At 32.2% G+C, this 233-nt stretch carries 1 protein-coding gene; it reads left to right on the top strand.

Going from position 1 to position 233, the window contains the following annotated elements:
- Window positions 1-191: hypothetical protein (locus tag SB660_RS24005; protein WP_410585135.1), on the top strand; the 191-nt coding region annotated here is incomplete at its 5' end.
- Window positions 192-233 lie beyond the last annotated feature (42 nt).

Here is a 233-nt window from a genome sequence, read left to right as displayed (position 1 = left end):
CGTCCAAGGTTGTTCCAGGAGTAACGGTATTGATCCCTACTCCGGTCTGGGCATACATTGCTGTGCTTGTCATCAGCAATACCCCACTTAATACTAATAATTTTCTTTTCATAATTTTTGTGAAATTTAAAGTTGCTTGGATATTATTTTTAATTAATTCACATTACAGGCATCTTTTGTTCTTACTTTAAGTCTGTATTTCCTGTATTTTTTAAATTCAATCAATTCAATTC

This window comes from Bacillus sp. SIMBA_005 (genome assembly GCF_046535585.1).
GTDB lineage: Bacteria > Bacillota > Bacilli > Bacillales > Bacillaceae > Bacillus > Bacillus pumilus.
The sequence above is the reverse complement of the archived record's forward strand: the minus strand, read 5'-3'. Positions and strand labels throughout refer to the sequence as shown.